Origin of the sequence: Cellulophaga sp. 20_2_10, from assembly GCF_023476645.1 — a bacterium.
Taxonomy (GTDB): Bacteria; Bacteroidota; Bacteroidia; order Flavobacteriales; family Flavobacteriaceae; genus Cellulophaga.
In genome coordinates this window covers 555,769-563,928 of record NZ_JAMCOJ010000002.1, presented here as the reverse complement: position 1 = coordinate 563,928, position 8,160 = coordinate 555,769, and the positions used below count along the sequence as shown (strand labels likewise).

6 protein-coding genes are annotated in these 8,160 nt (G+C 33.1%); 2 read left to right on the top strand and 4 right to left on the bottom strand.

The genetic code is table 11. The annotated features are described in order from the left end of the window. Positions 1-292: 292 nt before the first annotated feature. Entirely contained in the window at positions 293-976 is a 684-nt protein-coding gene (locus M4I21_RS06345) for a DUF4294 domain-containing protein (protein WP_249558278.1), read from the bottom strand. 96 nt (positions 977-1,072) lie between these two features. Here M4I21_RS06345 and M4I21_RS06340 point away from each other — a divergent pair, with 96 nt between their 5' ends. Both M4I21_RS06340 and M4I21_RS06335 read left to right on the top strand, forming a co-directional pair. Then, positions 1,073-2,161, top strand: a complete 1,089-nt coding sequence (locus M4I21_RS06340) for a M42 family metallopeptidase (RefSeq protein WP_249558277.1) — start codon at positions 1,073-1,075, stop codon at positions 2,159-2,161. Between the two features lie 54 nt (positions 2,162-2,215). Continuing rightward, a complete protein-coding gene (locus M4I21_RS06335; protein ID WP_249558276.1) occupies positions 2,216-2,770 on the top strand; it encodes an NUDIX hydrolase in 555 nt (184 codons plus the stop codon). 206 nt (positions 2,771-2,976) lie between these two features. Here the strand turns inward: M4I21_RS06335 and hisS are convergent, their stop codons facing one another. From hisS to M4I21_RS06320, 3 genes are all read right to left on the bottom strand, one after another. Continuing rightward, positions 2,977-4,353, bottom strand: a complete 1,377-nt coding sequence (gene hisS, locus M4I21_RS06330) for a histidine--tRNA ligase (protein ID WP_249558275.1) — start codon at positions 4,351-4,353, stop codon at positions 2,977-2,979. Between the two features lie 92 nt (positions 4,354-4,445). Further along, positions 4,446-4,916 (bottom strand): DUF6495 family protein, encoded by a 471-nt coding sequence (locus M4I21_RS06325; protein WP_249558274.1) that lies wholly within the window; start codon positions 4,914-4,916, stop codon positions 4,446-4,448. A gap of 65 nt (positions 4,917-4,981) precedes the next feature. Next, positions 4,982-8,137: a TonB-dependent receptor gene (locus M4I21_RS06320; protein WP_249558273.1), complete on the bottom strand. Its 3,156-nt coding sequence runs from the start codon at positions 8,135-8,137 to the stop codon at positions 4,982-4,984. Between the last annotated feature and the right edge of the window lie 23 nt (positions 8,138-8,160).

The following is an 8,160-nucleotide window of genomic DNA, read 5'->3' as shown; positions in this document are numbered from 1 at the left end:
TCTATGTTTTTCCCTTAGCGGGTGCAAATATACAGAGCTTATCTGATATAACAACCCTTTTCTAAATCTTTTTTAAAAGTATTTCTAAACACACCTTTACAAGCCTATTTATCAACACCTTAAACAAGCATCTTTTTTATCACTTTTTAAACAAAATAACAAACCCTCCCAAAACCACACACTTTATCGCAGGTTCTTTGTCGTAGTCAAGGCTGTTATCAACCTATAGTAAAGAGTATTTTATAAAAGGGGAATAAATATAATGCAAAACGCTTAACGAAACAAGATGCAATTATTCTTTTTTATTAGTTACCCACTTGTTTGTCAACGAAGTATAGTCATAATTTAAGACTGTAGGCTGCTCTTTTAATCTTCCTTTAGCAAAAGCTCGTTGCAAAATATCCTCTATTAAGTAGTCTTCATGCTCACTTTCTGGGTGATATTCTGCCTTAATACTTATTTTAAAAAACTTAGCTGTTGTATTATACCAAAAGGCTCTCCAACCATTTCTCAACTCTTTTACCAGCCCAAAAGCAGTATCCCCCGTCTGTCTGTTTATTAGTTTTATAAGAATTTGACCTTCTGTTCGTGTTAATTTCTTTAATCTTTCTGAAAATTGCTCTTCAATTTCTTTATGAACTTGTCTCGTGTACTTTCGCTTTTTAGACTTCTTCTTAATTTTTTGAAGACTATCATTTAATACAACTAACTTTTCTGCTGCCATTTTTGCATACGGATACACCTTTAATGTTTTCCTCCTTAATATATAGTAACGTAGTTTTTCTTCTTTAGAAGCAAATTTTAAAGGTCCAAAAACATATACCTCGTTTAATGATATAGAAGTATCATAGACAGAATCTCCTTGTATCTTAAATAACTCGATGTCTACAGAGTCTTTTTCGGGCTCAATTTGTGCATTACCAATGCCACTAATTAGGACAAGGATTAAAAATAATATGTTCGTTATGCTTTTCATACAATATATAGAGTTCGTAAAATTAACGATAAACACGTGATGATATTATTAATTGGATGTGAATATTATTAAATTTGTATTTAAATATATACGTTTATGAGCGCAAAGAAGATTATTACAGAAAAATCTCTAGATTTTTTTGAACGATATTTAAATAATGCTGCTCCTACAGGTTATGAGTGGGAAGGGCAAAAAATTTGGATGGACTACCTAAAGCCTTATGTAGATACTTTTATTACGGATACCTACGGAACTGCCGTTGGTGTTATTAATCCGGATGCAAAATATAAGGTTGTAATAGAAGGACATTCTGATGAAATTTCCTGGTATGTGAATTACATCTCAGATAACGGATTGTTATATGTTATTAGAAATGGCGGTAGTGACCATCAGATTGCACCATCTAAATGGGTAAACATACACACTAAAAATGGTATTGTTGAAGGTGTTTTTGGATGGCCAGCAATACATACTAGAAATAAAGGAAAAGAAGAAGCTCCTAAATTAGATAATATTTGTATTGATATAGGCGCTAAAGATAAAGCTGAAGTTGAAAAGATGGGTGTACACGTTGGTTGCGTTATTACTTATCCTGATACTTTTAAGGTGTTAAACGGAAATAAATTTGTTTGTAGAGCCATAGACAATAGAGCTGGTGGATTTATGATTGCTGAAGTTGCCCGTTTATTACACGAGAACAAAGTAAAATTACCTTTTGGTTTATACATTACCAATTCTGTACAAGAAGAGATTGGCTTACGTGGAGCAGAAATGATTGCACAAACCATTAAACCAAATGTTGCTATTGTTACCGATGTTTGTCACGACACCACTACTCCAATGATTGAACAAAAAATACAAGGTTTTACAGAAATTGGATCTGGACCTGTTATTTCTTATGCTCCGGCTGTACAAAACAAACTTAGAGAACGTATTATAGAAACTGCTGAAGCTAACAAAATACCTTTTCAGCGCATGGCAGCTTCAAGATCTACCGGTACAGATACCGATGCTTTTGCGTATAGCAATGGCGGGGTTGCTTCTGCATTAATTTCTTTGCCATTACGTTATATGCATACAACTGTAGAAACAGTCCACAGAGATGATGTTGAAAATGTAATACGTTTAATTTACGAAACACTTTTAAACATTAAAGAAGGAGAAACTTTTAGTTACTTTGATTAATACAACCAAGCCTCTTTTTTTATTAAAAGAGGCTTTTTTTTTCACTTTAACCATATGGATGAACTTATAGATATTTTAGATTCTGACGGAAATAAGACTGGAAAAACAGCCTTAAAATCTGAATCTCATAAAAATGGATGGTTTCACCAAACTGTACACATCTGGTTTTACACCAATGACAATGAAGTGTTATTACAAAAAAGAGCAAAAAACAAAGCCGTATTCCCGCTTCTTTGGGATGTATCTGTAGCCGGACATATTGGTGCAGGAGAAAAAATTGAAGCTTCTGCCCTACGAGAAGTTGAAGAAGAAATTGGAGTTCTAGTTCTTGAAACTGATTTACACAAAATTGGATGCTTTAAATCTATCCAAAAACACACTGTTACTTTAATTGACTGCGAATACAATCATACTTTTATAAGCAAACTAAATGTAGATTTTACATCACTAAAGAAACAAGACAGCGAGGTTGAAGATTTACAATTAAAATCTATTTCTGAATTTAAAAAAGATTTAGATGATTCTGAACTGATGAAAACTTATGTTCCACATAGTAAAGAGTACTACAACTTAGTTTTTAAAGCCATTGAGAAGACACTCAAACTTTAAGCATTACATACCACTAAAACACCTCATTAAAAAACCTACTGCATACTAAATCTCTATTCATTTTTTTTGATAAAAAAAAGAACCAAAAAAATCTAGATTCACAAACTCATTACTAAACTATACGTTTAAAATAAAGGTTTATCATAAAAAAACTGCCACCCAAATAAATTGAATAGCAGTTTTAAAATTAGAATCTATTGTAATCTTTATAGCGCTGCTATAAATTCTGATACTTTAGATAACTTATATGTTTGCTGATCTCCTTTTTCCATATTCTTTACAACAAAGCTGCCATCTGCCAATTCCTGTTCTCCTATTATAACAACATAAGGAACATTACGCTTATTAGCGTATTTCATTTGTTTTTGCATTTTTACTGATGAAGGATAAACATCTGCCTTAATTCCGTTTTTACGTAATTCCGTTACCAGTTGCAATGCTGCAAAAGCCTCTTTATCTCCAAAATTTACACAAAGCACCTCTAAAGACTTGTCTATTTCTTCTGGGAAAAGATTTAATTCTTCTAAGACCAAGTAAATACGGTCTAAACCAAAAGAAATACCAACACCACTCACATCTTTTAACCCAAATATTCCGGTTAAATCATCATAACGGCCACCACCACCAATAGAACCCATTTTTACTCCGGCTGGTGCACCAACCTCAAAAATAGCCCCTGTATAGTAATTTAATCCACGAGCCAAGGTAACATCTATAGTTAAGTTTGCAGATTGCAATCCTAGCTTTTCAACTGCATCAATAATAAAAGTAAGCTCCTCTACTCCTTTTGCACCTTCTTTAGAATCTTTTAGTAATTCTGCTAAAATTTGCAACTGCTCTGTATTTGTACCAGACAAAGAAAACAAAGGTGTTGCTTTTTCTATAGCTTCTTCAGAAATACCTTTTTCTAGCATTTCTTTGGTTATGCCATCTACTCCAATTTTATCTAACTTATCTAAAGCAACGGTAAAATCTATTAAGCGCTCTTTTGCCCCTATAACTTCTGCAATACCTGCAAGTATTTTACGGTTATTTAATTTTATTGTTGTCCCTATAAGTTTAAGATCTGTAAAAACGGCATCGTACAATTGCACCAATTCTATTTCTTGCAATAAAGAATCCGAACCAACAACATCTGCATCGCACTGGAAAAATTCTCTAAACCTACCTTTTTGCGGTCTGTCTGCTCTCCAAACGGGTTGAATTTGATATCTTTTAAAAGGAAAATCAATTTCGTTCTGATGCATTACTACGTAACGTGCAAACGGTACAGTAAGGTCGTAACGCAATGCTTTTTCTGAAATTTTAGCCGTTAAAGAAGTTGAGTTTTTTTGGGTATATGTTTCATCGTTTACTTTACTTAAGTAATCTCCTGAATTTAGAATTTTAAAAATAAGTCGATCTCCCTCATCACCATATTTACCCATTAAGGTTTGTGAGTTTTCAAAAGAAGGTGTTTCTATAGGTTGAAAGCCAAATGTTTGAAAATGCTTTTTTACTACATCAAAAATATAGTTTCGTTTTACAACTTCTGACGGAGAAAAATCTCTTGTTCCTTTTGGTATTGATGGTTTTTGTGCCATAAATTTTATAAATATGTAGAATGATAAACATTCCTGATGCCTTTAACAAAGGCTATTAAATTAAACTGTTATTGTCAAGCGTAAATATCGTTTTAACTTATGATATTATCAAACCACTTGTACAAATCTCCCTTAGTTATAGCAGCACCTTGTTTTATAAGATTAAACTTATCTAAGTTTCTATCTTCGGTATACACCTTAGATGCTGATAGGTACTCCACAAAATCTGATTGCCAGTTTTTCTTAAACCAAGAAAAACCAATACTTGTTGTTAAGTCTACATCTGGATTCATCACTTTTACAGAAAGTAGTTTCATTTCTTTCTCTTCTAAATGAAACAAGTGCATTTGTTGTGCAGATATATTCTCTAGATACTCTACCCTACCTAATACACCTTCCCAAATTAAATCACTAAAAACATCTAACTCATCTTCTGCAACTTCTGGTTTCTCTTTTTTTAAAGCACTCCACTCCTCTGCTGTTATAGTCTGCGATGCCAAAAAGTTTACAAACTCTGGTTGCAACTCTTCTAGTTGTTGTTTTGTTAGTCTTGCATATTTCATTTTGCAAAAATAAAAAAAGGCTATGCATAAGCATAGCCTTTTAATAATTAAAATTATTTTATTTTCTAGAAAATATAACGTAAACCAAATTGTGCTTGCCATCTAGACAATAAACTAGAATCGAAACCATTTGTTTTAGTCTGACTAGGGTCAAAAGTATACGTTGGCTCCTGAGTACGATCTGCCTCGTACACATCTGGAGCTGGATTAGCATCTGGGAAACTAACACCAACAGGACTAGTATTGTTTGGCTGACGAACAACTCCCCAATCTGAATTAATTAAGTTACCTACATTAAGAACATCTACACTAAATTGAATTTTATTATTATTTGCAAACTTATAATCTTGCAATAATTTAAGATCCCAACGACCTCTCCAAGGTGCAACTGCTCCGTAGCGCTCCATAAATTCACCTCTATTATCCTTTAAATAATCATCTTGTTGAATGTACGCTTCAAAAGCTTCAGCTTGTCCTGCTCCTGAAAATTGCATTTGACTAAGTTCTGATGAAGTTGGTATATATAGTAAATCATTATTCTGACCAGAACCATCACCATTTATATCACCTGCATATGTATAGTTATATCTACCACCTTTAGCATATTCAAAGAAAGTTGAAATAGTTGTATTCCATTTTCCTTTTCCGTATTCAAAATTTTGAGAAAGTACTCCAATAAAACGGTGCGTATCTCCATACTTAGAGTGACTTAAAACATCTGCATTTGCATTACCCAAGTTAGGATTAAAATCAAAAGCATCACCTGTAATCTCCGCTTCAATAGAGTTTACATCTTGCGCATTTAAATAACTATAAGCGGCCATTGCATACAAACCGTTATCAAATGTTTTTTGTCCTTTTAAAGAAACATTAAATACTCTACCCTTATCAGAATTTGTAAATACATATGCATTATTACCTGTATCACCAGATAAATAAACAGGTCTATCTCCACCAGGACCAACTAAAGTACCTGTTGGCTCTCTTAAACCCCAGTTTTGTACATGTGCAGCATTTAAGTCTTTTGTATAAGAAACATCTAAAGTACCTACAATTCCGTTATCAAATCTTTTATCTAAACCTAAGTTAGTTCGCCATACCTGTGGAAACTTAAAGTCAGGATCTACTGTTTGATAAAAGAAATCATCTACACCTTGTACTTGGTTACCTAACCAAACAAATGGTAATCTACCAGTAAATAGACCAGTACCACCACGCAACTGTAGCGAATTATCTCCTTTAGCATCCCAGTTAAAACCAACTCTAGGAGAAACCAACCATTGGTTACTTGGTAATTTTTCTGAATCTATAAGAACTTCTTCTCCTGTTTCTGGATTAAAGTAAGGAATACTAGGAACATAAGTTCCTTTTCTTGCTATGTTTTCACGTATTTTATCTGCTGTATCAAAAAACAAAGGCTTATCAAAACGAACACCATAAGTTAATTTAAGATCTTCTGTTGCATTCCACTCATCCTGAACATAAAATGCCATTTGACCAACTGATGTTTCTGCCAAACTCCAAGTATCATTCGCATTATTTGTAGTTTGAGTAGCTTGCGCATTAGAAATAGCATCACCAATTAAGCCATTATCTACTGCTGTTTGAAAGTTTGCTAAACTTGGAAAAGAGCCAAATGCACCTACATAACCTCTATTGTCTGCAAACCCGTATGAACCAAGATTAAAAGAATTTTTAAAATCGAACTTTTCAAAAGAGAAACCAATAGTGTATGTATGGTCTCCTTTAAAGATATTTGTATTATTTGTAAACTGAAATACTTTTTGATCTAATGTATTATTAATTGAAAAAGGTTCATGACCTGTAATAATATAATTAGAACCATTACCATCTTGTATTGTAATTGCAGGTATTGGAGAAGAAAGTGAATTTCTAAAATCATCGAAATGAGAATACCCAACTTGCAATTTATTGGTCATAGTTTCTGATAAAGTAGAATTCAACTCGATCTGAAAAGATTTTAAGTTGTTATTAATTTCATAACCAGAATTCTGAAACTGTAGTGTTGTAAAATTAGGGCCTCTTTGATTTATTGCTGTTGGATGCGCTGGTTTTTCTTGTGACGCATTTAAAAAGTTATAAATAACAGCCAATCTATTATTATCATTTATATTCCAATCTAATTTAAAAATACCTTTAGTAGATTCAGATCCATAAGTAAAACCTTCATAACGACCAGTATCATACCCTAAACCAGCTAACGCAGATTGCACACTTAATAAATCGCTCTCTAAAACTCTAGATTCGTTTATTGCACCAGATCCAGTATTAGGAATCCATCCGTTAGTACCCAAGTCTTCTCTTTCATCTTTTTCAAAATTAGCAAAGAAGAATAGTTTGTTTTTAATGATTGGTCCTCCAATACTAATACCGTATTGATTTTGAGATAATTTAGGTTTTATTACATCTTCACCTTTTATTTTACCACCGGTTAAGTCTTCATTTCTATAAAAACCATAAACTGTACCGTGAAATTCATTAGTACCACTTTTTGTTACTGCATTTACAGAAGCCCCTGTAAAACCAGATAAAGTAACATCATAAGGAGCTGTACTTACTTGTATTTGTTCTATTGCGTCTAAAGAAATTGGCTGTGCACCTGTTTGTCCACCTGGAGTTGGAGAATCTAATCCAAAGGGATTATTAAAAATTGCACCATCTAAAGAAAAGTTATTAAATTGATCGTTACGACCTCCAAAAGAATTACCACTTGCCGTTGGTTCTAATCTTGTAAAATCTGCCGCAGATCTAGAAATAGTTGGCAGCCTAGTAAGTTCTCTACGACCAACACTTGTTTCTGCTCCTGTACGGCCACTACCAAATGTACTACTTTGGTCTTGTATCAAAATAATCTCGTCTAGCATTTGACTAGACTCTGCTAAAGTAGTATTAAAATTAAATGTTTTACCAAGAGTTAGGTAAACATTATTCTTTCCTTGGCTTTCAAAACCAACATAAGTTACAGTTATTGTATAAGGACCACCTACCCTCATATTTAAAAGGCTATACCTGCCTTCCTCATTAGAAATACCACCATACTTTGTCCCTGTAGGAGTATGAATGGCAATAACATTTGCCCCCATTAAAGGAACTGCTTGGTCGTCTACTATTAAACCTTTGATGTTAGAAGTTGTAACCTGTGCACTGGCGGCATAGCTTACAAGTAAAAACGATAAGCAATAAAATAAATACTTTTTCATATTGTTCTATGTTAGTTTTTTAG

Excerpts from the sequence above, each read along its gene's own strand:
- M4I21_RS06345 (WP_249558278.1), bottom strand. The coding sequence starts at position 976 with ATGAAAAGCATAACGAACATATTATTTTTAATCCTTGTCCTAATTAGT.
- M4I21_RS06340 (WP_249558277.1), top strand. The coding sequence starts at position 1,073 with ATGAGCGCAAAGAAGATTATTACAGAAAAATCTCTAGATTTTTTTGAA.
- M4I21_RS06335 (WP_249558276.1), top strand. The coding sequence starts at position 2,216 with ATGGATGAACTTATAGATATTTTAGATTCTGACGGAAATAAGACTGGA.
- hisS (WP_249558275.1), bottom strand. The coding sequence starts at position 4,353 with ATGGCACAAAAACCATCAATACCAAAAGGAACAAGAGATTTTTCTCCG.
- M4I21_RS06325 (WP_249558274.1), bottom strand. The coding sequence starts at position 4,916 with ATGAAATATGCAAGACTAACAAAACAACAACTAGAAGAGTTGCAACCA.
- M4I21_RS06320 (WP_249558273.1), bottom strand. The coding sequence starts at position 8,137 with ATGAAAAAGTATTTATTTTATTGCTTATCGTTTTTACTTGTAAGCTAT.